Genomic DNA, 25,341 nt, shown 5'->3' on the forward strand with positions numbered 1-25,341 from the left:
GGACTCTTTGATTCATTCCCCGCAACCTGTGTTTGCGTCCCAGACCGCGTCACAACAAGGCGCCCGGCAGGTCCCACGGCCAAGTCGGGTAACGCGGGTGTGACGTGGTCTGGACCAAACCCTTCGGGCCGGGCCTTTGCGCGCGTCTGGACGGCGTCATTCGTCGCTTATTTGCAATCAGCAAACCGCACTCCTCATTCCTTGCCAGCCACGCGCAAAGACTCCGGCACAGGTCTCGGCGAATAAATCAGAGAGTCCCGCTTCTCCGCAACGCCCTAATTCCCATGGGTGCGTCCCGCGCCCGCCCCGGTTAACCTTGGGCGCTTCGGCCGGCCGCGTGGCGGTCCGGACCGCTTCGTGGTTACTGTCGGGGAGAATGCATGCTGGGGGTCGTGGGAATCCTGATCTCGCTGGGACTGCTGATGTTCCTGGCGTACCGCGGTGTATCGGTGATTCTGCTGGCACCGGTGCTGGCGCTGGTGGCCTGCCTGTTCCAGGCTGACGGGGTGCCGCTGCTGGCCACCTACACCCAGGTGTTCATGCCGGCCATGGGCGACTTCGCCGCCCGCTACTTCCCGATCTTTCTGCTCGGCGCCATCTTCGGCAAGCTGATGCAGGACTCCGGCTGTGCGCGGTCGATTGCCCTGCAGTTCCGCGACTGGTTGGGCGAGCGCCACGCGGTGCTGTCGATCGTGCTGGCCTGCGGGCTGCTGGAATACGGCGGCGTATCGGCCTTCGTGGTGGCATTCTCGGTCTATCCGCTGGCCGCGGCCCTGTTCCGGGAGCTGGACATTCCCAAGCGGCTGCTTGGCGGCACACTGGCGCTGGGGGCCTTCACCTTCGCCATGACGGCGTTGCCGGGCACGGCACAGATCCATAACGTGATTCCCATGTCGTATTTCGGCACCACCGCGTTTGCCGCGCCGGTGCTGGGTCTGACAGCGGCCACGATGATGGTGGGCGGGGGCGTGCTGTGGCTGAACCTGCGGCTGCGGGCGGCACGCCGGGCCGGCGAGGGTTACGGCACCGGCCATACCCGTGAGCCGGAAGCCATCGACGGCGAGGTGCCGGGCTTCTGGACTGCCCTGCTGCCCATTATCGCCGTGATCGGCATCAATCTGATCATGGTCCGCTACGTGATGCCCGGCTGGGATACCAGCTATCTGGGCACGGATGCCTACGGCAACACCGATTTCGAATCCGTGCGCGGCCTTTGGGGCATCATCCCGGCGCTGCTGGTGGCCGGCCTGCTGGTGGCGGCGGTGCATTTCCGCTCGCGGGCGCGGCTCAACCGGACGCTGACCGACGGGGCAATGGGCTCCCTGCTGCCGATGTTCAATACCGCCAGTGAGGTGGGTTACGGCACGACCATCGCCACGCTCGCCGCGTTTGCCGTGGTCAAGGAGTCGGTGCTCAACATCTCCCCGGGCAACCCGCTGATTTCCGAGATGGTGGCGGTAAACGTACTGGCGGGTATTACCGGGTCGGCGTCGGGCGGCCTCGGGATTGCCCTGTCCGCGTTGGGCGAGACCTACAACGAACTGGCGGCGACCCTGGGCGTGAATCCCGAGTACATGCATCGTATCGCCTCGATGTCCTCGGGCGGATTCGATTCGCTGCCGCACAACGGCGCGGTCATCACCCTGCTGACCATCTGTGGCCTGACCCATCGGCAGGCCTATCCGGACATCGCGATTGTGTCGCTGCTGATTCCGTTTCTGGTGACCGCTACCTGTGTCGCCGCGCTGAGTCTGATTTTGTAATACCGAGGTCTTGTTTCTCGTTGCGGCCCGGATATGCTAATTTGTCAGCGCTTTGTGTCGGGATACGAGGGCCCGGTAGACCCAAGGCAATTCCCAATCAGGAGAAACGATTATGACGGGTAAGTGGATCAAGGTTGCAGCTCTGGCGGCGCTGGTCGCCGGTGCAGCAGGTTGCTCGAACAGCGAGCTCGAGGCCCAGGTCGAAGAAGCGATGCGCACGGCAGAAGCTGCGCAGAGCACGGCTAACGCCGCTCAGAGTTCGGCTGATTCGGCCCAGCAGACTGCTGATCGTGCGATGAGCGCGGCGCAGGAAAGCAAGTCCTGCTGCCAGGCTAACTCGAAGCGCATCGAGCGCATGTTCGAGGCCTCTCAGCGCAAGTAATCGGAACGGCTGATCCGATTCGTCAAAGCCCCGCTCCGGCGGGGCTTTTTCGTTGATATCGGGAATGGCGGCGTCGTCAGTCCCTGGCGGTCAGCTGGGTGCCCCCGATGGCAGCGGGGATGCCGTGCTGCCGTGTCCCCATCGACTCGGCCAGTTCCCAATCGATTGGCGTGTCCGGCCGGTTCCGGGTGGCGTTGATGACGGACTGGACCAGCGGTGTGTAGCTGTCCACCCGGTTCTTGCCGTCGGCATCGGGCGGATGTGCCTCGAGATAGAGTTCGCCCGCGTGCCAGCCCGTCTTGTAGGGCTGGTTGACGATGGTTACCGGGGTGCCGGGGTCAACCATGGAATAAAGCGCGGCGATGTCTTCCGGGTACAGGCGGATACAGCCGTGGGAGACGCGCAGCCCGATGCCCGCCGGCTTGTTGGTGCCGTGCAGCAGGTAGGCGGGAAAGCCCAGATAAAGCGCATGCCGGCCCAGCGGGTTGTCCGGCCCGGGCGGCACCACGCGGGGCAGGGGGTCACCGGCCTCGGCGTGTTCCTCGCGGATGGATTCGGGCGGCGTCCAGGTCGGGTCTGCCGCGGTCCGGGTGATGGTGGTGCGGCCCAGCGGCGTGTCCCAGCCCTCGCGGCCGATACCCAGCGGGTAGGTGATGACCTTGCCTTCGTACTGGCTGCCCGCCGGCGGAAAGTAGTAGAGCCGCATCTCGGCGATGTTGAGCACCAGCCCGCGGCGGTCAGCGTCGGGCAGGATGTATCGCGTGGGCAGGGTCACCGGCGTGCCGGCGCCGGGCAGCCAAGGGTCGACGTCCGGATTGGCCAGGCGTAATTCGCGATAGCCGATGTTGTGACGGCGGGCCAGCGCCACGAACGTATCCGCTTCCCGGGCCTCGACGGTGATGGTCTTGCCGATGAGGTCGCTGTTGTCCGACGGCGCCGGGTAGACGGCGGCCTGGGCGGCGGTGGATGCCAGCAGGGTGGTGATCAGCAACCAGAATCGACGCATCGACAACATTCCCGCGTACAGCCCGGTTCTAGCGATGGGCATGGAAAGGTGGACACAAAAAAAGGCCGGCATTTCAGCCGACCCCCTCGTGATCGCCATAATACCAGTAATCAGGGGGCCAGGCGCTGCAACCGCCAGCGCTGGTCGCTGCGCCGATAGACCAGTCGATCGTGCAACCGATTGCGCCGGCCCTGCCAGAACTCGATGGCCCGGGGGCTCAGATTGTAGCCGCCCCAGTGTGCGGGCCGCGGCACCGGGCCGTTGTCGCCGAACCGCTCCGCCGTCTGTTCATAGGCGCGCTCCAGGGTCTGCCGGTCGGCAATGACGCGGCTCTGGGGTGAGGCATGGGCACCGATGCGGCTGCCGCGGGGGCGCGAAGCGAAGTAGCTGTCGGAATCGGCGGGCGGGATGGGGACGATCTCGCCCTCGATGCGCACCTGGCGTTCCAGCCGGTCCCACCAGAACACCAGCGCTGCGTGCGGGTTGGCGTTGATTTCCCGCCCCTTGCGGCTGTCGTAGTTGGTGTAGAAGCGAAAACCCTGGTCGTCGAACCCCTTAAGCAGCACCGTCCGGGCGGAGGGCTTGCCCAGTGGATCGGCGGTGGCCAACGTCATGGCGGTGGGATCGAACAGATCGGCCGCACGGGCCTGCTCGAACCAGGCGGCAAACAGTGCCATGGGGTCCGCGGGGACCCGGTCTTCGGTGAGATCGTCCTGATCGAGTTCGGCATGCCAGCCGCTTTCACCGGGGTTGTCGCTCACTCGACGGTTTCCATGGTGAAGCCGAGCCTGACGGTTACCTGCCAGTGGGCGACGACACCGTCCTCAACATGCCCGCGGGTGTCGGTGACCTCGAACCAGCGGATGTGGCGCAGGCTCTGGGCGGCCTCGTGCACGGCGTTCTCGATTGCTTCCTGAATGCTGTTCGGCGAGGAACCGACGAGTTCGGTGATCTTGTAGACGTGTCCAGTCATGGCAGCCACTCCGTGGTTGTCGGCATGGGGTTTTCAGCCTAGGGCTTGAGCGGTTGCTTGCGCAACGCCTTGCCGGCTGGCGTTATGGACCCGGATGGGCGGGTCGAACCGGCCGGTGGCCATGCTAGCCTAGCCCGCTTTCCAGCGGGAGACAGTCATGCGTGCACTCAGAATCGACCGGACCGACGACGGCACTCGCGCGGCGCTGCAGGATGTCAGCGTTGACGAGCTTACCGAGGGTAACGTTGTCATTCGTTCCCATTACTCGAGCATCAACTACAAGGATGCGCTGGCGGTGACCGGCAAGGGCAAGATCCTGCACCGTTATCCGCTCAACGGCGGCATTGACGTCGCCGGAGTGGTGGAGCAGTCCGGGGACGACCGTTTCAAGCCCGGCGACGAAGTGGTCGTCACCGGCTATTTCCTGAGCGAAAAGCGCGATGGCGGTTTCGCCGAGCAGGTGCGGGTGCCGGGCGACTGCGTGGTGCCGCGCCCGGACGGCCTCACGCTGTTCGAGACCATGGCGCTGGGCACCGCCGGCTTCACCGCGGGCTACGCTGTGCGCCGGTTGCTGGAAAACCACCAGACGCCGGACATGGGCCCGATCGCCGTGACCGGCGCCACCGGCGGCGTCGGGTCATTCGCGATCAGCCTGCTGGCGGCCCGGGGGTTCGAGGTCAAGGCGGTCACCCGCAAGACCGGCTCGGCCGGCGATTATCTGCGCGGGCTGGGCGCGGCCGAGGTGATTTCGCCCGACGACATCCCCGAAGATGGCAAGCCCATGTCGAAACCCGGCTGGGGCGGGGGCGTGGACAGTGTCGGTGGTGAACTGCTTGCGCGGCTGATCAAGCAGGTGGTGCCCTACGGCAATGTGGCCGCCATCGGCCTGGCTGGCGGGGTCAAGCTGGAAACCACCGTGCTGCCGTTCATCCTGCGCGGCGTGGGGCTCCAGGGCATTCACTCGGTGGAATGCCCGATGGACCGGCGGCTGGCGATCTGGGCCGACCTGGCCGGCGAGCACAAGCCCGTAAAGCTGGACGAGATCGTCAGCCAGATCGTCACCCTCAATCAGGTGGCCGACGCCTGCGAGGCGATCATCGCCGGCGAGATCACCGGCCGCACCGTCGTCGACCTGCGTGGCTGATACCGACGGCTTCGCACTGCACCCGCGGCTGGCGTCGGATACCACGCCAGTCGTGGAGCTGGCGCTGTCGCGGGTGTTGCTGATGGACGATGCCCGGTTTCCCTGGCTGATCCTGGTGCCGATGCGCCCCGATCTGCGTGAAATCTACGATCTGTCCGCCGGGGATCAGGCGACTCTGTGGCAGGAAGTCAGCCGGGTAGGGGAGATGCTGATGCGGGAAACCGGGGGCGACAAGCTGAATGTTGCCGCCCTCGGCAATCAGGTGCCGCAACTGCATGTGCACGTCATCGCGCGGCGCACCGATGACCCAGCCTGGCCCGGGCCGGTTTGGGGTGCAGGGCAGGCCGAGGCTCGTGACCAGCGGGTGCGTGATGCGATTGTTCGGTCATTGCGGGAGGCGATTGAATCCTGATGCCGAGTCCGGGCCATGTTTCCGACAGCGATCAGCAATAATCAGAATCACAAATGGAGGCGTCGATGACCGCCGAACAACTCGCCATCCTCTCTGCCGGCGTGTTCTTCACCACCGGGCTGCTAACCGGTATCTGGAAGTGGCGGGCCATCATGGCCAGCCCGAATGCCGAAGCGCCGTATTACGTCAACGTCGCCCATCGCGCGGCGTTGCTGTACAGCTTTGCTGCGCTGCTGCTGGCGTTCTTCGCGGCGCGCAGCGTGTGGCCGGAGCTCTGGAATCTGGCCGGAGTGATCGGCAACGTGGTGTTCTATGCCGCAGCCATCCTGATGTACTGCATTCACGGGTTCCTGCGGGATACGGACAACCAGCTGGCTCGGCCACATCGCCTTGGCAAGAGGGAAATGCCGGCCTGGCAAATGACCCTGTTCATGACGTTGCTGGCAGTAGGCGAGGTCGGGGGCTTTCTGATCCTTTTCACCGGCGTGCTCGCGGCCTGGTGGGGTTGAATTGCAGCCCGCCGGGCGAGCGGAAACCCGGCAGCTGGGTCATCGTGCCGATTGCCCGCTCGGTCCCGGCGCGCGCCGCCGTGGTGGTTCAACCGTCGCCCGGTAGCGGATCGTCCGCGGCGAAGGCGTCGACCACGTTCTGCATGATGCGGGCGCAGTCGTTGTCACCCATGTTCCAGGGCAACGCCTGGCCGAAGGCGATGGAGCCGGTCGCGAACACCGCGCCCTCGTTGCGGGTTTTGAACAGCACCATGTCCGCCCGCACCTGGAAGTCCTGCGTGCCACCCAGGCCGGGAAAGTTGAACATGACCTCTTCGGAGACGTGCGGATAGTTGTCCGAATGTCCTTCGGAGGCGGCGAGCAGCCACGCGCCGGGCGGGGTACCCAGACCAAGGTCGTAGCGGTCGAGCTCCAGACCGGCTGCGCCGCCCAGCGCCAGGCCGTTGTCACCGAAGACCTCGCCGTCCACGCCGTCAAGAACCCAGGACACCGCGGGATCCTCCGCATCCGGCAGCTTGCGGTAGGCACTGGACTCGTCCATGCCCTCGCTGGCGAAGCCTACGCCCACGGTCTTTTGGGGGCTGCGGCCGCGGTTGCGCCAGATACCGCTTTTTTCCCCGGTGGTGGCCAGGTAATGCTCGCCGGCGGCCGCCTGCCAGGCACGCGACCCGGAATCGAGCTTGCGCACCTCCATGCACCATGGTTCGTCGTCGCGAAAGCCCACCACCCAGTAGTAACCGTTGGCGCCGGTGTAGATGACGCGACCCCCGTGGGCGAGATACTCCTCATGGGCGTCGAGCATGCGCTCCGAGTAGTACTCCGAGTGGGTGCCGTTGATGACGACGTTGTAGGGCTCGATGGCGGCGAGGCCGTCGCGGTGCAGGTCCTCGTCCGTGATGACGTCGTAGTCGTGGCCGCTTTGCTCGAGCCACCAGACGATCGACAGATCGGCCGGGAACTGCCACGGCACGCCGGTGGCGGCCATCCGGTGCTTGGGCCGCAACCCCATGATCGGGCGGCGATAGGAGGTGTAGCACACGCCCTGGCCGTCGTTGTGGTGGTCGTAGGTGGAGCGCCCCCACTCCGGGTGGGTGCCCAGCAGGTAATCGTAGTCCGTCAGCATGAGGGTGTGGCCGGTGATGGCCTGGACCTCCGGCGCGTCCAGCACGAAGTGCTCGTTGGCGTAGGCCAGGTAGCTGGCCGTGGGCATGAGCATGGCGACCTTGGCGCTCGGCTCGGCCGGTCGCACGAAGAACACGATGTGGTCCTCGGTGCCCCCGCCGCGCAGCCGCGCGGCGTAAACCCCGCTGGCCAGGCCCTTCGGCACCGTCCAGCTGAATGCGGGCCGCCAGCGGCAGTCGACGATGGCGTCGTCGTTGAAATAGATCCCGCCGTACTGCTCGGGCGCCAGTCGGAAGCAGTCGTCCTTGCCGCGCCAGTTGTAGCCGGTCATGGCGCGCACGGGGCGGTTGACCCCGATGCCGTGCAGCGCGTGCGGCCCGACGTCGTGCACAATGTCGCCGATGCCGTCCGCGGTGTAACCAGCGGCGGTGTCCCAGCGGGCCAGCACGCCAGAGCGCGGCGGCTCGCGCCCACCCGAGAGATCGTCCAGCACAGCACCCTCCATGGCCCCCGCCTGCACGCCGCAACGATCTATCTTGCCGTTGTACAAGCCGGTCACGCGGCGCCCGAGGTTATCATCGGCGGTCTCGTAGCCGGCGAGCAGCAAGTCGCCGTCGTGGGCGGCCGGGTGTACGCTCAACTCGCCGGCCGCGCGATCGTCGTCGTCGAGGCGCAGCGCCGGGCCGAGCAAGCTGTTGTAGGCGTTGACCACGGGGGTCTGGTAAAGGGTGACCCGGCGGGAATCGGCTTCGTAGGTTGCCGCCACGAAGTACCAGAGGCGCGCGCGCAGGGGCTTGGTGGTGGCGACTGCGGCCTCGCGGCGGCCGTCGCCGGCCCAGAAGGTCAGCCGCCCCGCGTCGTCCAGGCCGAGGGCGTAGCCGCGGGTGGTGGCGTCGTCGTACTTGGCGATGATGGCTTGGCGGCCCTTGTTCGGCGTGGTCGGCCACACAAAGGCGTGCAGGGTGAAATCGCCCGTGGGGTTGAGCCGGCCGTCGGAGTCCGCCACGCGCACGAAACTGCCCGCCTGGACGGCCTGGTACGACAAGGCCACGCGGCCGTTGCAGTCGGCATCCACCTCGCGCTCCTGGAAGCCAGGGCCCTCCGGATGCTCGTCGCCGTGGAGTAGGCGAACGATTTGCACCTTCGCTTGCTCCACCCCCTCGGCGCTGGCCATGAAGCGTAGGCTCTCGCCCGGCCGCACCGTTATGCGGTCGCAATATCCGGTGATGTAAGGCTTGATCATGATCGCTTCCCGTCCGCGGGTGTCACTGGGCCCGCAAGGTTTCGACGTGCTTGAGGAACACGGCGTGGTAGGCCTCGTTCTCGTCCGTATACACGGTGTCATCGATGGGCTGCGGCGGCTCGCCCGGCGTCACCGGCAGCGCGATGACCTGGAACTCGCGGCACGGCTTGCGTACGTACAACCCAAAACGCGGTGGTCGCCGGAAGTAGTTAAGCACCCGCTCGAGCGCGTCGCTGTGCTGGCCCAGTGGCTGGCGCCGGTGCTCCTCGATCAGGTCGTCGTCGATCAGGTCTTTCACCTGCTCACGCAGGCGCGCGTCAAAGCGATGCAGTACCAGCAGCTGGCGATCGGCAGGCAGTTTGGTCGCGGCCATAGGCCCTCCTCTGCGTGAGAACGCGCCATGTAGCTTGCGATACCTCGGGGCGGGACGCCACAGGTCCAAATGCATGACCCGCACGCTGCAGCTGGCGCTTCGTCGAGTATAGGAAGAACAAACGCCCGTTCCTGAGTAGTAGATCGTGGTCTGTCGCGGGGGCTGTTTCATTCACGGGGTTTGTCCGCTTGTTTTGTGGCGTCGAGGTGCTCTGGCTGCTGCGTGGCGGTTACGAATTGACGGTCTGGCGGGCAGAATATGGGCTGGCGCCGGCGCTGGTAGGAGCCGGCGTGTAGCGAGTTAGCAGCCGTGAGTCGAGTTCAGCCAAGTTTTGGGTGAAACGCGAGAACCCCGGGGACCGTAACCATAACCCTGACTACCATGCCAGGAGGAGTCGCCAGGCTTGGCCTGCGGCTGCGCGCACCGGCGGGGTCGGGAGCCCAATTTTTCGGCAGCCCCTAGGGGTCTCGGCGCGCGGCCACGAAAAGGCTTGTGACCGCGATGAAGATCAGCGTGAACAGGCTCACCACCGTGGTGCCCTCGAAGATGTCGCCGGTGCGCCACGTGGTGCCGGAGGGGTCGGTGACCTCGGCGTCCGGCAGCAGTACGAGGTTGAGCGGATACTGCAGACCCATCACCCCGAGCTGGATCGCGGGCAGGGCCCACCACAGCCGGTCCTGCCCGGTGCGCACCATCCCCGGCCGCCGTGCCGGCAGCAGGGCGAAGAGTTGGAAGGCGATGTAGGTGGTGATCATCCAGCCGATGAAGTTGGACAGGGGCACGCCGAAGTAGCCGCCGCCATCCTTCCATATCCAGTTGCGCGCCACCGTGCCGCCGATGGGGTCGATGCAGGCGTCCCAGGCGGTGGTGATGAACATCGCTACTACCGGCGTGGCGAACAGCGCCAGCGCGCCCCGGTCGCGGTCCGGTTCCCCCAGCAGCAGGTTGGCCAGCGCCCAGCCCAGGTAGCCCGCGCTGAAGTAGGCGAAGCCGACGATCACCGGCACGTAGAACAGCTTCGGCCCCATGGCCGGGGTGTGCTCGAAATTGCCGAAGGGCAGGCCCGTGGCGATGCTCAGGTTCTCCGTCAGGTTCACGACCACGAACATGATTGCCAGGAAGGCGAGCATGGCCGGCAGGCCGTAGCGCTCGCTGCCGTGCACCAGGCCGAACAGGCTGAGCGACAAGAGTTGGACGTAGTAGGCCTGCGAGCCGATCCCCGGATAGAACAGGCCGGCGAGCAGCGCCACGAACCAGACGCCGGTCAGGGCCAGGCACAGGGCCCGCGCGCCGGGTGGCGCGCGGTGGGTGAGCGTTTCTGACATGGGGCGGACTCATCGCATTGTTGTCATACGATCTGCCCATCTTGCCCCGGAGGCGAGCGTACGTGCTACCGGCACCGTGTCCCGCCGCAGGATGCGCAGCACGTTCATCCGCTCGGGCAGCGCCAGTCTGCGCAGCGGCTGGTTCGCCAGCAGGCGGTTGTGCAGCTTGACGGCGCGCACGTCCTGGCCCGCCTCGGGACGGAGGCGCTGGCAGGGCCACGCACTCGCTCTCAATGTCGGAGCCCCCGGCTGGCGGCACTGCGGCGTGGTGCGAGTCATGGTTCGCCTGGAGCAGTCCGGCGGGCGAACCGCCGGCGCGAGTCAAAGGCGCTTAGTAAATCCCGCGCGTTTCCGGCGTCTCCAGGCGGCCAGCATCCACGATCAGGTTGATGGTTGCCAGTTCCTCGCCCGAGAGGGAATCCATGCCGTTGACCGCCTCGATGAAGCGCGCGCGCTCGGCGTCGCTCACGAGGTCGGCGGTGTAATCCGCCAGCTTGGCTTCGTAATCCGGGCGCTGCCAGGGGGTGTCGCCGCCGGGGTGGGCGTTGGCGCGGGTCTTCTCGTCCGCCACCTCGGAGCCGTCGGCCAGCGTCACGATCATGCGGCCGCCATAGGCCTGCACGTTCGGGTCCTGGTCGTGGTAGAGGTCCTCCCAGCGCTGGTCGAACTGCGTCTCGATGCGGGCCATCAGCTTGCGCAGCTCGTCCTTCTCGGCCTGGGTCATCTGATAGGCGCGGTCCTTGTGGAACTCGCCGGTCTGGATGCAGCGCGCAATGGCGAACATGATGCTGTGATCCAGCGTGCCGCGGGGTGAATCCGGGTCGATCTTCTGCGGATCCTGCGCATCGGTGCCGATCACGTGGTGGGTGTAGTGCTAAAGGACCCCGATCCCTCTAACTTTTTAACTCTTTCAGTCTTTTCCCTACCATCCGACTAATTTTTAAGGCTTTCGCTTGGACTTTCCAGGCCACGGTAGGTGGCCATCCAACTCCGGCAACAGATCATCATCGTCTTTGCCCTGTCGAATGACTCCTGAACGCGTTTCCTCGGCGTCTTCACACCAAATTAGCGTCAGGGTTTGATCGTATTTATCCAGATGAATGGCCGCTTCGAAAAATTCACCATCCAGATTGATACGTTCGAACCAATCGTCGATCTCAAGTATTGCTGGCTCCGTTTCTTGCTGCCCGGCCCGTGCTCTGAACGAGGCCGAATCTTCAGGTATCGATGTTCGAGGCGTTATCCATCCGTTGGCATCCCGCAGTCGTGGAGACCGGGATGCGTAGCGCACCTTGCCCGCCTCCGAAAAAACAAATGCACATGGCAACGGCGCCACGGCAGCGAGCCTTGATCCCGTAGCCGACAAAGTAGCTTCGAAATCGGCAGCCAGGCTTTGAATGGCGGAAAAGCCGAATTCGATCTGTTCAACCTGCGGCTTAAACAGCGTGTACGGGAGCAGCAATTCCGCCGCAAACAAGTCGCAGTGCCGCTCGCCCTCTGGCTTGCCTCTGAAACTCCATACTGGGGCGGTTTTATGCTCTGACGGCAGCTGCAGAATGTAATGTCCTAATTCGTGACAGGCCGTAAATCGTTGCCGCTCATTCGAGTCATTGGCATTGACCACGACAATCAATTTGTCATTGGCTACGAGGCTATATCCTGCCTCATCCGCTCCGAGATCAGAGTCCGTTTTAAGGCGCCCACCAACGTGAGTGATATAGCCGTCCACCGAGCAGGGAACGGTATTCTGACCAATTTCTCGGATGAATTGGCGCGCTCTTAGAACAACTTGTAGCTCATCCATCGTCATCACTAAGAATAAGCCTGACTTTCCTAATCAAGGATTCAGGATCCGGCCTGCCGGTTCCTCTGAAGGCAACGCTGGCCGCAGTTCGATATTCATCCGGTGCAACATCATCGTTCTCGAGAACGTATTGGGCCAGTGCTGGATCGGAATCGGGCGCTTGAACGGCAACAAGCAAAATTTGCTTCTCGCGCTCGCTCACGTTCAGTGCGACAGCCAAGCGCTCAAGCAGCCTGAGAGACGGCGTGTGTTTGTCGCCGCGCTCCAATCGATGAATGTATGCGTGATCGACATCGATCTGCCTGCCCAATTCGCGGAGGGATAACCCTTTCCTGTCGCGGAAAAATCGAATAATGAGACCGAGTGCGGTGTCTGCCATGAACTATCTACTTTGTGTTGTGGAACTTATCTGGTAAACTGGTGTCTAGATATGCATACACCCCTATGGGCTTGCTCGGGTAACGAGCTATTTTTTGGCAACGACTGTTGTCTGAGTATACATACTATCAAGTTATTCACAAGTATTTGGAAAAGGGACGAAAAACATGGAACGACAAATACCAAGGGATCCGTTAGGCGCGGCCGCCCCGTTGCACGAAATTCTTCTGGCGGAAACCGCCATACAGATCGAGTTGCCACCAAGCCTGCACCGGCTCGCCGTTCAGCGTTACGAGGCTGTCGCCGAGCATATTGAGCGGGGAGGCAGCCCTTTAAAAGATCGGGTGACCGTCTTTTACCCGCAGGGCTCGATGGCGATCAAGGCGACCATTCGCTCTCGTCGTGATGATGGCGCCTACGATCTGGACATTGTGGCAGAACTGCTGTTGCTGGCCGGCACCCCACCACAGGCAGTGCTAGATCTACTTTTCGAAGCCATACGCGGCGAAAAAGGTTCACGCTACCACGATAACGTAGAGCGACAGACGCGATGTGTGACCGTCCGTTACAACGACGGAATGCATCTGGATATTACGCCTACGATTCTTCTCGATGAGGGCGATCCACGCCGCTCCTGGCTTTTCCATGCCAAGCCGCGCACTCCGACATCAACACACAACAGATTTGAAACCAATAGCTTTGCTTTCGCGGACTGGTTCAATGAACGAGCGCCAGTCGATATGCAGTTCCGCGAATCGTATGGGCGAAGGGCTTTAGCCAGGGACCAGTTACTGGTCGAGGCAAAGGCGGAATCCGAACCAGTCCCTGACCATTCCACCGAGGAAGGCGGCAAGTCCGCCCTCGTCGTCGCGCTGCAACTCCTTAAGCGCAATCGCAATCACGTTTTCAAGGACCGGGGCTGTCGCATGCCGCCGTCTGTTTTTCTCAGCTCATGCGCCGGCAAGACCGCCAGCCCCGGCAAAACGATAGGCGCTCATCTCGAGGCCATCGCGTGGCATGTGCTTCAAAAGCTGCTTAGCTGCCAAAACGCGGGGAAGCTGGTTCATGAAACGAATCCACGATGTGGAAATGATTGCTTCACCGACAGGTGGCCGGAAACCCTCTCCGCACAAAAGCAATACATCCAGGATTTACGCCTTTTTCTCGAGCAACTTGATGAGTTGAAAGCGCCCGGCAGCCTGAAAGATAAGCAGGAACTGCTTGCCAAGATGTTCGGTGAGCAGCCTACTCGGTCTGCCGTCGAAAAGTATGCCGCAGAGCTGGGAAACACTGTACGAAGTGGAAAAGGTGCAGTCAGACGCTCAGGCAAGGTGATTCCGGCTACCGCTACGGGATCTGCGGCCAGCCAGGGGCGGGCTACCCCCAAGCATACGTTCTATGGCGGATGGGTGAAGTGAAGTCGCTTCGAGAGCAGATCGAGGCCATGCGCGTCAGATGGCCCGATTTTCGGCCGTATTGCGCTCCCAACAACGAAGTGAGTTGGCGAGGCACTGTTGTTCCCCAGCAACAGCCGTACGAATTGCTCGTGCATTACGGCTTGCCGCGCCCCCGAACGCTGATCGAGATGATCCGGGCCGGATACGGATGGCTTCCGTTTCTGAACGAGATGCACCGCCTCTTTCCGATGGTCAGGGTTATAAATCCGCCCCTTCAGCCGAATCCCGATGCTGAGGAAGAAGCGCCATTGCCGCACGTATACATGTACGATCTTGCGCCACAGCTTTCGCCCCTCTGCCTGTTTGATCCGGCACGCGGCGAGTGGTCTCACGACTGTTTGATAGCGGAAACAACCCTGCTCTGGGCCTGTGAATGGTTGGCCTGTTACGAGGTTTGGCAAGTTACAGGCCGGTGGGTTGGCGGAGGACGGCATGATTGATTCAAGTCAGGATCGCCGCAACGTTCTGCGCCGGTCAGCGGGGACTATTTGGCACCAAAGGGTTCAGCAGCCCTGGCCAGAAGATCGACCATTCAGAATATTGTCGATAGACGGTGGCGGGATTCGTGGAATATATCCCGCGAAATTCCTGGCGGAAATCGAAAGGAGGCATCAAGCGGAAGGGAGTATCGGGCGGTACTTCGACCTCATAACTGGCACTTCGACAGGGGGCATCATTGCCCTGGGACTTGGATATGGCCTGTCCGCGGGAGATATTTCGCAGCTGTATCTGGATGAAGGCGACAAGATATTTCCGGTCGACTCATTTCCTGTCCGTGTTTTGCGGAGCGCAAAGCAATGGGTTCGGTCGGCTTACGGCTCCGGCCCACTGAACGAGCAGTTAGAAAATATCTTCGGCGGGGCGCTTTTAGGCGACACCAAAACCCGACTGTGCATACCCGCGTTTGAAGGCGTCCATGCCGAACCCTGGGTTTATAAAACTCCCCATCACCCGGACTACGAAAATGATCAACACGAGCTGTTGGTCAACGTGGCCTTGGCGACATCGGCGGCGCCCACCTTTCTGCCAGCTTTGCAAAACAATGGCTACACCATGGTGGATGGGGGCTTGCTGGCCAACAACCCGATAATGGTAGGCGCAATCGATGCATTGGCGTGTTACCAATTGAGTCGCCGACAGGTTCAGGTATTGAGTATTGGATGCGGTGGCTCGGGATTTCGCGTGTCCCACAAAATGCGTCGCGGCGGATTGTGGCAATGGAAAAAAGCCATCTCTGCGTCAATAGACGCAGTGTCCCACAATATTCTCGGACAGGCGCGCTTGCTATTGGGCGCTGATAACATACTTCGTGTGGATTTGCCGGATTCGATAAAGCCGATCGGGCTGAGCGATTTTCAACGGGCTAGAAACGAACTGCCGCAAATAGCCGAAATGAAGGCTGTCGATCTATTTCCAGAAGTCGCCGAAAGGTTTCTCGTCAGCCCGACCAACTACAAACCAATAACCATTTGAGAACAAGAACAACAAGGGACGGACCCCAATTTTTATGGGAGAGTGGCTCACGCGGCCATTGTCGCGAGTGCCGGCACGGGCCGGCCGGGAGCCGGCCCGTGCGCCACGAGCTTTAGTAAATACCGCGCGTTTCCGGCGCCTCCAGGCGGCCGGCATCCACGACCAGATTGATGGTGGCCAGCGAATCACCCGACAGCGAATCCATGGCGTTGACCGCCTCGATGAAGCGCGCGCGCTCGGCGTCGCTCACGAGGTCGGCGGTGTAATCCGCCAGCTTGGCTTCGTAATCCGGGCGCTGCCAGGGGGTGTCGCCGCCGGGGTGGGCGTTGGCGCGGGTCTTCTCGTCCGCCACCTCGGAGCCGTCGGCCAGCGTCACGATCATGCGGCCGCCATAGGCCTGCACGTTCGGGTCCTGGTCGTGGTAGAGGTCCTCCCAGCGCTGGTCGAACTGCGTCTCGATGCGGGCCATCAGCTTGCGCAGCTCGTCCTTCTCGGCCTGGGTCATCTGATAGGCGCGGTCCTTGTGGAACTCGCCGGTCTGGATGCAGCGCGCAATGGCGAACATGATGCTGTGATCCAGCGTGCCGCGGGGTGAATCCGGGTCGATCTTCTGCGGATCGTTCGCATCGGTGCCGATCACATGGTGGGTGTGATGGCTGGTTTCCAGCACGATCTTCTCGATCTGATCGAGGTCCACGCCGTCGCCCTTCTTCGGCAGTTGATCGCGCAGCTGCAGCGCCAGGTCGATGATCGCCTGACCCTGATATTCGAACGCGTGCTGCTTGGGATAGGTCTTCATGATGTTGCGCAGCGCATCGACGCCCGGCTCGGCCAGTTCCACCTTGTAAACGGCGTTCTCATCGTCCCGGCCATTGAGGAACCGGCGGATGATGCTGTCGACACCTTCGTAGACCGGGTTCGGCCCCTTGAGCCCGTGCAGGGCGTGGTTGACGGCCTTGATGGAAATTTCCGCCGAGAAGCCGGGCACGAATTCCTTCTGCGCACCGATGTCACCCTTGCGGGACTGGCGCGAGGAAATCGCGTTGTGCACGGCAAAGTTGATCGCGTGGTAGGCCTGTTCGGTGGTCAGCCCGAGCATCGACGAGATGCCGGCCGCGGTGCCCGCAGCGATGTGGGTCATGTGGTCGACCTTGTGCTTGTGCAGACAGATGCCGGTGCCGTCACCGGTGCCCACCAGCGCCACGTGCACCTCGTAGGCCACCACGATGCCGCGCAGGATGTCGGCGCCGGTCACGCCCAGATGCTGGCCGACCGCAATGATCGGGGAGATGTTGTCGTCCGGGTGGGAGTATTCCGCCGCCAGATAGCAGTCGTCGTTGTCCAGAAAGCGCACTCCCACCGCGTTGGCGAACGCCGCGGGCAGCGGCGCGAAGTGATCCTCCAGGCCCCAGATCGTGGCCTTGCCCGTGCCCTTGGAAGCCAGCGCGTCGGCGCGCGCCACCTTGACCGCCGTTTCGTTCGCCGCACCCAGGGCAATCGCGGCGTTGTCGATGATCCGGTTCTTGGCCATCGCCACGGCTTCTTCGTCCTGCGGGGCGTCTTTCGCCCGGGTGGCCAACTCGGCCAGCTTCCAGGCCAGTTGCTGTTCGCGGGCGAGCTCGCCGCTGGCTTTTTCGGCCTGAACCGTGTGGATCGTGGCGGTCATGCAAATAATTCCTCTGGTTGATCGGGTTACACGCTGGAGATGTCCTCAACGGGGGCGCGATATTAAACGATCGCCGGCTCGAATATAAGGACAGGCAAAGGATGCCGTCACAGGGCGTGCCTGTGCTGGTGACACTGCTACGATTGCGCGATAGCGCCTAAATGGAACGAAATGCCGTTGTTCAGCCGCCGGCGAGGGTTCCCGCGTAGCGGGATCGCCGGCAAGCGGATTCGGCGGCGGATTTCGTCGACTCCTGGATAGCCGATGCCCCTGAGCTGGAACGAAATCCGCGACCGCGCCACCACCTTCGCCCACGACTGGGCGGACGAGTTCTATGAACGCGGCGAAGCCCAGACCTTCTGGAACGAATTCTTCCAGGTCTTCGGCGTAGATCGGCGGCGCGTGGCTACATTCGAAAAGCATGTCCGGAAACTGGGTGACAAGGCCGGATTCATCGACTGCTTCTGGCCCGGCACCCTGATCGCCGAGCACAAATCCCTGGGCAAGGACCTGGACTCCGCCTTCCTGCAAGCCCTGGACTACTTCGCCGAACTCAAGGACCGCGACCTGCCCCGCTACGTGGTGGTCTCGGATTTCGCCACCATCCGCCTGCACGACCTCGAAGACAATACCGACCACGAGTTCGCGCTCAAGGAACTGCCCGGGCAGATCAAGCGCTTCGGCTTCATCGCCGGCTACAAGCCGCAGGTGCTGCGCGCCGAGGACCCGGTCAACGTCAAGGCCGCCGAGCGCATGGGCCGGTTGCACGACGCCCTCAAGGCCAGCGGCTACGACGGCCACAAGCTGGAAATGCTGCTGGTGCGCCTGCTGTTCTGCCTGTTCGCGGAAGACACCGGCATCTTCCAGCCGGCCCAGGCCTTCCGGCTGTGGCTGGAGGAACGCACGGCCGAGGACGGCAGCGACCTGGGGGCGGCACTCACCCACGCCTTCCAGGTGCTCAACACCGCGCACGACAAGCGATCCGGTTCGCTGGACGAGCAGCTTGCCGCCTTTCCCTATGTCAACGGCCGCCTGTTCGAGGAAACCCTGCCCATCGCCGCCTTCGATTCGGCCATGCGCGACGCCCTGCTCGAAGCCTGTGCGCTGGACTGGAGCCAGATCAGCCCGGCGGTATTCGGCGCCATGTTCCAGTCGATCATGGATGCCGACGCCCGCAGGAATCTGGGCGCCCATTACACCAGCGAACAGAACATCGAAAAGCTGATCAAGCCGCTGTTCCTGGACGAGCTGCGGGCCGAGTTCGAGCGGGTGAAGAACAACCGTAACAAGCTGTTCGAGTTCCACAAGAAGCTGCGCACCCTCACCTTCCTGGACCCGGCCTGCGGCTGCGGCAACTTCCTGGTGGTCACCTACCGCCACCTGCGGGAACTGGAACTGGACGTGTTGCGTGCCGCCGCCAGCGGCTCCGGCCAGCTGTCGCTGGACGTGCACGGCCTGATCAACATCGACGTGGACCAGTTCTACGGCATCGAGATCGAGGAATTTCCGGCCCGCATTGCCGAGGTCGCCCTGTGGCTGACCGACCACCAGATGAACGTCAAGGTAGGCGAGGAATTCGGCATGTACTCCGCCCGCATTCCGCTGACCTCCACCCCGCATATTCACCACGGCAATGCGTTGCGGATGGACTGGGAAGCGGTGGTGCCGAAGGAAAGGCTGGACTACATCCTCGGGAATCCGCCGTTCATCGGTGCCAAGTTCATGAGCAAGGCGCATCGGCAGGAATTGTCGGACGTGTCCGGCGAAACCCGAAATGTCGGTTTGCTCGACTACGTGACCGGTTGGTACTTCAAAGCGGCCGATCTGATCCAGGGCACTGCCATTCGCTGTGCCTTCGTATCGACCAACTCGATCAGCCAGGGCGAGCAGCCCGGGCTGCTGTGGCCGCCGCTGTTCGCCCGGGGCCTAAAGATCGACTTCGCCCACACCACGTTCCGCTGGAACAACGAGGCCCGCGGCAAGGCCGCCGTGCACTGCGTCATTGTCGGATTCGGGATCGGCGACCAGCCCGGCAAGGTGATCTACGAATACGATGACATCGCCGGCCCGCCGCAGGCCCGCGACGCGACGAACGTCAACCCCTATCTCGCCGATGCGCCGGATGTCTGCCTGCCGCGGCGCCGCTCACCGATCTGCGATGTCCCGGCAATCGGCATCGGTAATAAGCCCATCGACGGCGGGCACTATCTGTTCACGCCCGAGGAGAAGGCCGCGTTTCTGGCACGCGAGCCGGCGGCCGCGGTGTATTTCAAGCGCTGGATCGGTTCGCGCGAATTCCTGCAGGGCATCGAGCGCTGGTGCCTGTGGCTGGGCGACTGCTCGCCGTCGGAACTGACCAGCCTGCCGGCCTGCCGCGAGCGCATCCGGGCCGTGCGCGAATCCCGGCTTGCCAGCAAGAGTGCGCCTACCCGCCGGCTGGCGGATACGCCTACGCGGTTTCATGTGGAGTTTCTGCCGGAGGATGATTTTCTGGCCGTACCCAAGGTGTCTTCCGAGCGCCGTCCGATCATCCCGGTCGGCTTTTTCAGTCCGGAGACTATGGTCAGCGACCTCGTATTTACGATCCCCGATGCTGGGCCTTACGAGTTTGGTGTCATCAGCTCAAACATGCACATGGCCTGGGTCCGCTACACCTGCGGTCGTCTGGAGAGTCGCTACCGCTACTCCAAGGACATCGTCTACAACAACTTCCCCTGGCCCCGGAACGTCTCTGACAGGAAGCGCGAGGCGGTGGAAACCGCCGCCCAGGGCGTGCTCGACGCCCGCCAGCAGTTTCCGGACGCGACCCTGGCCGATCTCTACGATCCGCTGACCATGCCGCCGGCCCTGCTCAAGGCCCACCGCGCGCTGGACCGGGCGGTGGATGCCGCCTACAGCAAGCGGAGATTCAAGGGCGACGCCGACCGGGTGGCATTCCTGTTCGAGGAATACGCAAAGCTCACCAGTCTGCCGTCGGCGGACAGGGCACGGTCCTAGCCATGTGTCTCGAGCCCGAGTTCTTCGAGGCGCGGGCGCGCTACATCGAACGGTGTGTCGCCCACGGTGAGCAGACGCTGGAGGATTGGCTCGAAACCACCGGATGGATGCATGACGATCTGGTGCAGGCGGGTCTGCTCGCGCCGAGAGAGATCGCCAGCACGGCCGACCTGATCGACCACCGGCTGACCGCGGCCGGGCGCCGCTATCTACGGTCGCCGCGCGGCTACGAGGTGCTGCTGGTCCGGGCAGGGAGGGCGCAGCGGCTCGGCAGCCGTCTGGCGTCATCGCAGTAATCGGATGATTGGCCGTTGCGCCTGGCTCAGGGGTTGGTGGACAGGATGCGCGTTTGGTTTGACGCCGAGATGGCTGGATTAAGTTCTCTTATATGAGAGCTTTCTGTGTTATTTGTTGTCCGATATGAGAACATTGTAGCCGTGATGTTCTCGAAAGGAAGAACAAATGACGGACAGCATGAAGACACTCGAACGCGAACAGACCCGGCGGCAGGTCAACGAGGCCGTTGCGGCGGCACGTCTGCGCGTGCCCCGGCAGGGCTGGATTCGTACCGTGCGTACCGCGCTCGGCATGTCCGGCGCCGCACTCAGCCGCCGCGTCGGCGGCGGGCGCACCTGGGCGGCCAACATGCAGCGTTACGAGCGCGAGGAGCGGGCCACGCTGAGATCCATGCGCGAGGCGGCGGCGGCCCTGGGCTGCCGGTTCGTCTACGCCATCGTGCCGCCGGACGGTGAAGCCGTAGAAGACCTGATCGAAGCCCAGGCCGGGCGGCGGGCGCGGCAGATCGTGCGCGACGCCTCCGTCCACATGGCGCTGGAGGCCCAGCAGCTCGGCGCGGCCGACACCGCGGCGGAGATCGAACGGCTGAAGAAACAGCTGCTGGCCGAGATGCCGCGTGATTTCTGGGACCCGGCTGACGGCGATGAATGAGCCCTACGGCGCGACGCCGCTCGATCCCGACGAGACCCGGGGGCTGCGCTTCGGGCATATCGAGACCCGCACCGAGCTGGACCGGATGGAGCAGGCGAACATCCAGGACGGGATGGTCTGGCTCGGTCGCCAGCGCAATCCGGATGTACTCAGCGAGGCCTTCGTCCGCGAGTTGCACCGGCGGCTGTTCGGCCAGGTCTGGTTGTGGGCGGGCAGGTTTCGGTGCAACGAGAAGAACATCGGAGTGGCACCGGAGCAGGTCGCCGTCGAGCTTCGCAAGCTGCTGGGCGACTGCCGATTCTGGGTCGACAACAACACCTGGCGGCCCATCGAACTGGCGTTGCGGTTTCACCATCGCCTGGTCTGGATTCATCCGTTCCCGAACGACAACGGCCGCCATGCCCGGATTCTGGCCGACGCGCTGTTGGTGCACGAACTCGGCGTGCGCCCGATTGCCTGGGGCGGCAACGGGTTGCTGGCTGATAGCGAACACCGCAATGCGTATATCGAGTCGCTGAGGGCGGCGGATGCCGGGAACTTCGGTCCGCTGCTGCGGCTATTCGGGGACGGCGCGGGGTGATCCGCTTCCGGAACTGCGCCCCGTAGCGCGCATGCCTGGATCCGGGTGCGGTAGGCTGGCAGTTCATTTCCAGGTCAAACGGGAGCCTTGCCTGATGCGCTCATTCATTGCGTTACTCATGGGGATGTTTCTTCTGGCCGCCTGCTCGCAGGGCGGTGACGAGGCCTCGTCGGGTGGCGGCAGCGCCGCTTCGGAGGAAGGTGACTCCACCAGCCTCAGCATCGATACGGAAGATGGCGGGGTGTCCTACGAGAACAAGGACGGCGGGGGCGATACCTCGATCTCGATCGATACCGACGAGGAGTAGTCGGCCGTTGAGTGCCGCCGGCCGGATGGATCGGCCGGCGGCATGACGCAGGGTAACCGGCAAGATGTGTTTCCTGATGAGGCGGATGATGGTAATGTGCGGATCTGGTTAACCGTACGGTAAGCAGTCATGGCCAACCCGCATGTGGACGTTCTGATCATTGGCGCCGGTGTCTCCGGCATCGGCACCGCCTGTCACCTGCAGCGCGGCTGCCCGGACAAGAGCTTCGCGATTCTGGAGCGCCGCGACGACATCGGCGGCACCTGGGACCTGTTCCGCTATCCCGGCATTCGCTCGGATTCGGACATGTACACCTTCGGTTTCGATTTCCGTCCCTGGAAGGAGCCGAAGATCCTGGCCGACGGTTCGTCGATCAAGAGTTATGTGCAGGCGACGGCGGATGAATACGACGTGCACCGCCACATCAATTTCGGCCTGAAGGTCGAATCCGCCGAATGGTCCAGCGCCGATGCCTGCTGGACGGTCACCGCAGTGCGCGAGGCCACCGGCGAAACCGAGACCTTCACCGGCAGCTTCCTCATGGGCGCCACCGGGTACTACCGTTACGATGAAGGCCACAAGCCGGACTTCCCGGACGAGGACAAGTTCAAGGGCACGATCATCCATCCCCAGCACTGGCCGGAGGATCTGGATTACGCCGGCAAGAAGGTAGTGGTGATCGGCAGCGGGGCCACGGCGGTGACGCTGGTGCCGGCGATGGCCGGTACCGCTGAAAAGGTGACCATGCTGCAGCGCTCGCCCGGCTACATCATTTCGCTGCCGGCCATGGACAAGATTTCCGAAGCCCTCTACAAGGTGTTGCCGGATAATCTGGTCTACCGCATGACCCGGGCGCGCAACGTCGCCATGCAGAGGGTGATCTACAACACTTCGCAGCGTTTTCCCGGCTTCATGAAATGGTTGCTGCAGCGGGGTGCGCGCCGGGCGCTGGGGCCGGATTTCGACATGCGCCATTTCGAGCCCGACTACAACCCCTGGGACGAGCGCATGTGCGCGGTGCCCAGCGGCGACCTGTTCAAGGCGCTGCGCAGCGGCGAGGCCGATATCGTGACCGATCACATCGAACGGTTCACCGAAACCGGCATTCGCCTGCAGTCGGGTGAGGAACTGGAAGCTGACATCATCATCTCGGCCACCGGTCTGGACGTGCGCCTGCTCGGCGACTTGGATCTGACCGTGGACGGCGAGCCCGTGGACATCTCCGAGCGCGTGCTCTACAAGGCCACCATGCTGGAAGGCGTGCCCAACGCCGCCATCATCTTCGGCTACATCAATGCCTCGTGGACGCTCAAGGTGGACATCGTGGGCCAGTACCTGTGCCGGCTGCTCAAGCACATGGACGAGCAGGGCGTGGACATTGCCGTGCCACGCGATCACGAGGACTGCCGCGAACAGAGCTCGGCCCTGGACGCGCTGCAGTCCGGCTACATCCAGCGCGTTGCCCACAAGCTGCCGCGTCAGGGCAGCAAGGCGCCGTGGCGCATGACCCAGGATTACAAGACCGACCGCCCGATTCTCTGCAAGGAGCCGATCGACGACGGTTACCTGGAATTCGAGCGGGCAGGGGATCACCAGGTGAAGGCGTCGCGCGCCGCCTGATCGGGGTTTTACGGGCCGGGATGGTGACGATCACCGGTTGCGCCGGTTATCGGGGGCACGGGCGGCGTCTATAATGCGACGCTGATTTATCGAGCGTTGGCCGATGCGGCCCGCCCCAGCCCTGCGTGACTGATTCCATGACCGACGCCGCGCCCGAGAAGAAGGCCGCCAACAACTTCCTGCGCAACCTGATTGCCGAGCAGATCGCGGCCGGCGAGCACACGGGCGACGTGGTGACCCGGTTTCCGCCGGAGCCCAACGGCTATCTGCATATCGGCCACGCCAAGTCGATCTGGCTGAATTTCGGTCTGGCCGAGGAATTCGGCGGCCGCTGTCACCTGCGCTTCGATGACACCAATCCGGGCGCCGAGAACCCCGAGTACGTCGAGGCCATCCAGGAAGACGTGCAGTGGCTGGGCTACGACTGGGCCGGCCACGTCCGCTATGCCTCGGATTACTTCGACCAGCTTTACGGCTACGCCGAACATCTGATCGAGGCCGGGCTGGCCTACGTGGATGACCAGTCGGCCGAACAGGCCAGCGCCAGCCGGGGCACGCTTACCGAGCCCGGCGTTAACAGCCCGTTTCGCGACCGCAGCGTCGAGGACAATCTCGACCGCTTCCGGCGCATGCGGGCCGGCGAATTCGAGGACGGCGCCTGCGTGCTGCGGGCGAAGATCGACATGGCGGCCGGCAACATGAATCTGCGTGATCCGGTGCTGTATCGCATCCGCCGGGCCACCCATCACCAGACCGGCGATGCCTGGTGCATCTATCCCTCCTACGACTTCGCGCACGGCCAGTCCGACGCCATCGAGGGGGTGACCCATTCCATCTGCACGCTGGAGTTCGAGGACCACCGCCCGCTCTATGACTGGCTGATCGAGCGGCTGCCGGTGCCTTCGCGGCCGCGCCAGTATGAATTCAGCCGGCTGAACATCAACTACACCGTCACCAGCAAGCGCCGTCTCAAGCTGCTGGTGGACGAGGGTTTCGTCGACGGCTGGGATGACCCGCGCATGCCCACGCTCTGCGGCATCCGCCGGCGCGGCTACACGCCAGCGTCGATCCGGCGCTTCTGCGAAATGGTCGGGGTGTCGCGTGCCGATGGCGTGGTGGACATGGCCATGCTGGAACACGCCCTGCGCGACGACCTCAACGACAACGCGCCCCGGGCCATGTGCGTGATCGAGCCGCTGAAGGTGGTGATCACCAACTATCCGGACGACGGCGTCGAGATGCTGGCCGCGCCCGGGCATCCGCAGCTCGACGGGTTTGCCGAACGCCAGCTGCCCTTCACCCGGGAAGTCTGGATCGAGCGCGAGGATTTCCGCGAGGAAGCCAACAAGAAGTACAAGCGGCTGGTGCTGGGCAAGAAGGTGCGGCTGCGCAACGGTTATGTGCTGACCGCCGACGAGGCGATCAAGGACGCGGACGGCCGCATCACCGAAGTGCGCTGCACCTATGATCCGGATTCGCTGGGCAGCGACCCGGCCGACGGGGTCAAGCCCAGGGGCGTGATCCACTGGGTTTCGGCCAGCCACGGCCGGCGGGCAACCGTGCGGCTTTACGACCGGCTGTTCTCGCATGAAACGCCGGGGCGGGGTGATGTGGATTTCCGCGACCAGCTCAACCCGGAATCGCTCACCACTCACCAGGATTGCTGGATCGAGCCGGCGGCGGCCGATGCGGCGCCGGAGGCCATGTTCCAGTTCGAGCGCGTGGGCTATTTCGTGGCCGATCGCCACGACCACACACCGGACGCGCCGGTGTTCAACCGCAGTGTGGCGCTGCGTGACACCTGGGCCAAGATCGAGGCGGCCGGTTGATCAGCGGGAACGCCGTCGGGGGAGGCAGAT

The 25,341-nt window shown here is 63.6% G+C and carries 26 protein-coding genes; 15 read left to right on the forward strand and 11 right to left on the reverse strand.

The window, feature by feature from the left end; all coding sequences use genetic code 11:
• Nucleotides 1-380 precede the first annotated feature (380 nt).
• Together RM532_RS07635 and RM532_RS07640 are read left to right on the forward strand one after the other, a co-directional pair.
• The gene (locus tag RM532_RS07635) at nucleotides 381-1,763 is read left to right on the forward strand and encodes a GntP family permease (RefSeq protein WP_311652645.1); all 1,383 of its coding nucleotides are present in this window, start codon (nucleotides 381-383) and stop codon (nucleotides 1,761-1,763) included.
• A gap of 112 nt (nucleotides 1,764-1,875) precedes the next feature.
• A complete protein-coding gene (locus RM532_RS07640) occupies nucleotides 1,876-2,145 on the forward strand; it encodes an Lpp/OprI family alanine-zipper lipoprotein (RefSeq protein ID WP_311652646.1) in 270 nt (89 codons plus the stop codon).
• 76 nt (nucleotides 2,146-2,221) lie between these two features.
• Here the strand turns inward: RM532_RS07640 and RM532_RS07645 are convergent, their stop codons facing one another.
• The 3 genes from RM532_RS07645 to RM532_RS07655 form a co-directional block, all read right to left on the reverse strand.
• Nucleotides 2,222-3,151: a L,D-transpeptidase family protein gene (locus RM532_RS07645; protein WP_311652647.1), complete on the reverse strand. Its 930-nt coding sequence runs from the start codon at nucleotides 3,149-3,151 to the stop codon at nucleotides 2,222-2,224.
• A gap of 110 nt (nucleotides 3,152-3,261) precedes the next feature.
• Nucleotides 3,262-3,912: a pyridoxamine 5'-phosphate oxidase gene (gene pdxH, locus RM532_RS07650; RefSeq protein ID WP_311652648.1), complete on the reverse strand. Its 651-nt coding sequence runs from the start codon at nucleotides 3,910-3,912 to the stop codon at nucleotides 3,262-3,264.
• Nucleotides 3,909-4,124 carry a dodecin gene (locus RM532_RS07655; RefSeq protein ID WP_311652649.1) on the reverse strand — a complete coding sequence of 72 codons (216 nt, stop codon included), beginning with the start codon at nucleotides 4,122-4,124 and terminating at the stop codon, nucleotides 3,909-3,911. Before RM532_RS07655 ends, pdxH begins: the two co-directional genes overlap by 4 nt.
• A 157-nt stretch (nucleotides 4,125-4,281) precedes the next feature.
• On the opposite strand from RM532_RS07655, the gene RM532_RS07660 reads away from it, so the two are divergent.
• From RM532_RS07660 to RM532_RS07670, 3 genes are all read left to right on the forward strand, one after another.
• The gene (locus RM532_RS07660) at nucleotides 4,282-5,268 is read left to right on the forward strand and encodes a YhdH/YhfP family quinone oxidoreductase (RefSeq protein WP_311652650.1); all 987 of its coding nucleotides are present in this window, start codon (nucleotides 4,282-4,284) and stop codon (nucleotides 5,266-5,268) included.
• Entirely contained in the window at nucleotides 5,261-5,680 is a 420-nt protein-coding gene (locus tag RM532_RS07665; protein ID WP_311652652.1) for an HIT domain-containing protein, read from the forward strand. Before RM532_RS07660 ends, RM532_RS07665 begins: the two co-directional genes overlap by 8 nt.
• 65 nt (nucleotides 5,681-5,745) lie before the next feature.
• Nucleotides 5,746-6,189, forward strand: coding sequence for a hypothetical protein (locus RM532_RS07670; protein ID WP_311652653.1), 444 nt, complete (start codon nucleotides 5,746-5,748; stop codon nucleotides 6,187-6,189).
• Nucleotides 6,190-6,277: 88 nt separating this feature from the next.
• On the opposite strand, the gene RM532_RS07675 is transcribed toward RM532_RS07670, so the two are convergent.
• The 7 genes from RM532_RS07675 to RM532_RS07705 form a co-directional block, all read right to left on the reverse strand.
• A complete protein-coding gene (locus tag RM532_RS07675; protein WP_311652655.1) occupies nucleotides 6,278-8,554 on the reverse strand; it encodes a N,N-dimethylformamidase beta subunit family domain-containing protein in 2,277 nt (758 codons plus the stop codon).
• 22 nt (nucleotides 8,555-8,576) lie between these two features.
• Nucleotides 8,577-8,927 carry a N,N-dimethylformamidase alpha subunit family protein gene (locus RM532_RS07680; protein ID WP_311652656.1) on the reverse strand — a complete coding sequence of 117 codons (351 nt, stop codon included), beginning with the start codon at nucleotides 8,925-8,927 and terminating at the stop codon, nucleotides 8,577-8,579.
• Between the two features lie 458 nt (nucleotides 8,928-9,385).
• Nucleotides 9,386-10,252 carry a carotenoid biosynthesis protein gene (locus tag RM532_RS07685; protein ID WP_311652657.1) on the reverse strand — a complete coding sequence of 289 codons (867 nt, stop codon included), beginning with the start codon at nucleotides 10,250-10,252 and terminating at the stop codon, nucleotides 9,386-9,388.
• Between the two features lie 9 nt (nucleotides 10,253-10,261).
• Entirely contained in the window at nucleotides 10,262-10,432 is a 171-nt protein-coding gene (locus RM532_RS07690; RefSeq protein WP_311652658.1) for a hypothetical protein, read from the reverse strand.
• Nucleotides 10,433-10,583: 151 nt separating this feature from the next.
• The gene (locus RM532_RS07695; RefSeq protein WP_311652659.1) at nucleotides 10,584-11,111 is read right to left on the reverse strand and encodes a hypothetical protein; all 528 of its coding nucleotides are present in this window, start codon (nucleotides 11,109-11,111) and stop codon (nucleotides 10,584-10,586) included.
• Nucleotides 11,112-11,192: 81 nt separating this feature from the next.
• Nucleotides 11,193-12,062, reverse strand: a complete 870-nt coding sequence (locus RM532_RS07700; RefSeq protein ID WP_311652660.1) for an ImmA/IrrE family metallo-endopeptidase — start codon at nucleotides 12,060-12,062, stop codon at nucleotides 11,193-11,195.
• Nucleotides 12,049-12,435, reverse strand: coding sequence for a helix-turn-helix domain-containing protein (locus RM532_RS07705; RefSeq protein WP_311652661.1), 387 nt, complete (start codon nucleotides 12,433-12,435; stop codon nucleotides 12,049-12,051). The genes RM532_RS07700 and RM532_RS07705 overlap by 14 nt, the downstream gene beginning before the upstream one ends.
• A gap of 166 nt (nucleotides 12,436-12,601) precedes the next feature.
• On the opposite strand from RM532_RS07705, the gene RM532_RS07710 reads away from it, so the two are divergent.
• The 3 genes from RM532_RS07710 to RM532_RS07720 are packed head-to-tail and all read left to right on the forward strand — an operon-like array spanning nucleotide 12,602 to nucleotide 15,364.
• Nucleotides 12,602-13,852, forward strand: coding sequence for a nucleotidyltransferase domain-containing protein (locus tag RM532_RS07710; protein ID WP_311652662.1), 1,251 nt, complete (start codon nucleotides 12,602-12,604; stop codon nucleotides 13,850-13,852).
• On the forward strand, nucleotides 13,840-14,331 hold the full coding sequence (locus RM532_RS07715; RefSeq protein ID WP_311652663.1) for a type II CBASS E2 protein: 492 nt from the start codon (nucleotides 13,840-13,842) through the stop codon (nucleotides 14,329-14,331). The genes RM532_RS07710 and RM532_RS07715 overlap by 13 nt, the downstream gene beginning before the upstream one ends.
• Nucleotides 14,324-15,364 (forward strand): CBASS cGAMP-activated phospholipase, encoded by a 1,041-nt coding sequence (locus RM532_RS07720; protein ID WP_311652664.1) that lies wholly within the window; start codon nucleotides 14,324-14,326, stop codon nucleotides 15,362-15,364. Before RM532_RS07715 ends, RM532_RS07720 begins: the two co-directional genes overlap by 8 nt.
• 112 nt (nucleotides 15,365-15,476) lie before the next feature.
• Here RM532_RS07720 and RM532_RS07725 read toward each other — a convergent pair whose 3' ends face one another.
• Entirely contained in the window at nucleotides 15,477-17,030 is a 1,554-nt protein-coding gene (locus RM532_RS07725; protein WP_311652665.1) for an MmgE/PrpD family protein, read from the reverse strand.
• A 264-nt stretch (nucleotides 17,031-17,294) separates the two neighbouring features.
• Here RM532_RS07725 and RM532_RS07730 point away from each other — a divergent pair, with 264 nt between their 5' ends.
• The 7 genes from RM532_RS07730 to RM532_RS07760 all read left to right on the forward strand — a co-directional run bounded on the left by RM532_RS07730 (nucleotide 17,295) and on the right by RM532_RS07760 (nucleotide 25,311).
• On the forward strand, nucleotides 17,295-20,027 hold the full coding sequence (locus RM532_RS07730) for a DNA methyltransferase (RefSeq protein WP_311652666.1): 2,733 nt from the start codon (nucleotides 17,295-17,297) through the stop codon (nucleotides 20,025-20,027).
• Between the two features lie 2 nt (nucleotides 20,028-20,029).
• Entirely contained in the window at nucleotides 20,030-20,323 is a 294-nt protein-coding gene (locus RM532_RS07735) for a hypothetical protein (protein ID WP_311652667.1), read from the forward strand.
• Between the two features lie 166 nt (nucleotides 20,324-20,489).
• Nucleotides 20,490-20,975 (forward strand): mobile mystery protein A, encoded by a 486-nt coding sequence (locus tag RM532_RS07740; RefSeq protein WP_311652668.1) that lies wholly within the window; start codon nucleotides 20,490-20,492, stop codon nucleotides 20,973-20,975.
• A complete protein-coding gene (locus RM532_RS07745; protein ID WP_311652669.1) occupies nucleotides 20,968-21,555 on the forward strand; it encodes a mobile mystery protein B in 588 nt (195 codons plus the stop codon). The genes RM532_RS07740 and RM532_RS07745 overlap by 8 nt, the downstream gene beginning before the upstream one ends.
• 94 nt (nucleotides 21,556-21,649) lie before the next feature.
• Entirely contained in the window at nucleotides 21,650-21,862 is a 213-nt protein-coding gene (locus RM532_RS07750) for a hypothetical protein (protein ID WP_311652670.1), read from the forward strand.
• Nucleotides 21,863-21,991: 129 nt separating this feature from the next.
• On the forward strand, nucleotides 21,992-23,482 hold the full coding sequence (locus tag RM532_RS07755; protein WP_311652671.1) for a flavin-containing monooxygenase: 1,491 nt from the start codon (nucleotides 21,992-21,994) through the stop codon (nucleotides 23,480-23,482).
• A gap of 137 nt (nucleotides 23,483-23,619) precedes the next feature.
• Nucleotides 23,620-25,311 carry a glutamine--tRNA ligase/YqeY domain fusion protein gene (locus RM532_RS07760; protein WP_349255284.1) on the forward strand — a complete coding sequence of 564 codons (1,692 nt, stop codon included), beginning with the start codon at nucleotides 23,620-23,622 and terminating at the stop codon, nucleotides 25,309-25,311.
• The last annotated feature ends 30 nt before the right edge of the window (nucleotides 25,312-25,341 follow it).

The sequence above is a fragment of the Spectribacter hydrogenoxidans genome (assembly GCF_031846275.1).
GTDB classification, from domain to species: Bacteria; Pseudomonadota; Gammaproteobacteria; order Nevskiales; family Salinisphaeraceae; genus Spectribacter; species Spectribacter hydrogenoxidans.

Bases quoted from the DNA above. Each gene is read 5' to 3' on its own strand.
- RM532_RS07635 (WP_311652645.1), top strand. From the start codon at position 381: ATGCTGGGGGTCGTGGGAATCCTGATCTCGCTGGGACTGCTGATGTTC.
- RM532_RS07640 (WP_311652646.1), top strand. From the start codon at position 1,876: ATGACGGGTAAGTGGATCAAGGTTGCAGCTCTGGCGGCGCTGGTCGCC.
- RM532_RS07645 (WP_311652647.1), bottom strand. From the start codon at position 3,151: ATGCGTCGATTCTGGTTGCTGATCACCACCCTGCTGGCATCCACCGCC.
- RM532_RS07655 (WP_311652649.1), bottom strand. From the start codon at position 4,124: ATGACTGGACACGTCTACAAGATCACCGAACTCGTCGGTTCCTCGCCG.
- RM532_RS07660 (WP_311652650.1), top strand. From the start codon at position 4,282: ATGCGTGCACTCAGAATCGACCGGACCGACGACGGCACTCGCGCGGCG.
- RM532_RS07670 (WP_311652653.1), top strand. From the start codon at position 5,746: ATGACCGCCGAACAACTCGCCATCCTCTCTGCCGGCGTGTTCTTCACC.
- RM532_RS07675 (WP_311652655.1), bottom strand. From the start codon at position 8,554: ATGATCAAGCCTTACATCACCGGATATTGCGACCGCATAACGGTGCGG.
- RM532_RS07680 (WP_311652656.1), bottom strand. From the start codon at position 8,927: ATGGCCGCGACCAAACTGCCTGCCGATCGCCAGCTGCTGGTACTGCAT.
- RM532_RS07685 (WP_311652657.1), bottom strand. From the start codon at position 10,252: ATGTCAGAAACGCTCACCCACCGCGCGCCACCCGGCGCGCGGGCCCTG.
- RM532_RS07700 (WP_311652660.1), bottom strand. From the start codon at position 12,062: ATGACGATGGATGAGCTACAAGTTGTTCTAAGAGCGCGCCAATTCATC.
- RM532_RS07705 (WP_311652661.1), bottom strand. From the start codon at position 12,435: ATGGCAGACACCGCACTCGGTCTCATTATTCGATTTTTCCGCGACAGG.
- RM532_RS07710 (WP_311652662.1), top strand. From the start codon at position 12,602: ATGGAACGACAAATACCAAGGGATCCGTTAGGCGCGGCCGCCCCGTTG.
- RM532_RS07715 (WP_311652663.1), top strand. From the start codon at position 13,840: ATGGGTGAAGTGAAGTCGCTTCGAGAGCAGATCGAGGCCATGCGCGTC.
- RM532_RS07720 (WP_311652664.1), top strand. From the start codon at position 14,324: ATGATTGATTCAAGTCAGGATCGCCGCAACGTTCTGCGCCGGTCAGCG.
- RM532_RS07725 (WP_311652665.1), bottom strand. From the start codon at position 17,030: ATGACCGCCACGATCCACACGGTTCAGGCCGAAAAAGCCAGCGGCGAG.
- RM532_RS07730 (WP_311652666.1), top strand. From the start codon at position 17,295: ATGCCCCTGAGCTGGAACGAAATCCGCGACCGCGCCACCACCTTCGCC.
- RM532_RS07735 (WP_311652667.1), top strand. From the start codon at position 20,030: ATGTGTCTCGAGCCCGAGTTCTTCGAGGCGCGGGCGCGCTACATCGAA.
- RM532_RS07740 (WP_311652668.1), top strand. From the start codon at position 20,490: ATGACGGACAGCATGAAGACACTCGAACGCGAACAGACCCGGCGGCAG.
- RM532_RS07745 (WP_311652669.1), top strand. From the start codon at position 20,968: ATGAATGAGCCCTACGGCGCGACGCCGCTCGATCCCGACGAGACCCGG.
- RM532_RS07750 (WP_311652670.1), top strand. From the start codon at position 21,650: ATGCGCTCATTCATTGCGTTACTCATGGGGATGTTTCTTCTGGCCGCC.
- RM532_RS07755 (WP_311652671.1), top strand. From the start codon at position 21,992: ATGGCCAACCCGCATGTGGACGTTCTGATCATTGGCGCCGGTGTCTCC.
- RM532_RS07760 (WP_349255284.1), top strand. From the start codon at position 23,620: ATGACCGACGCCGCGCCCGAGAAGAAGGCCGCCAACAACTTCCTGCGC.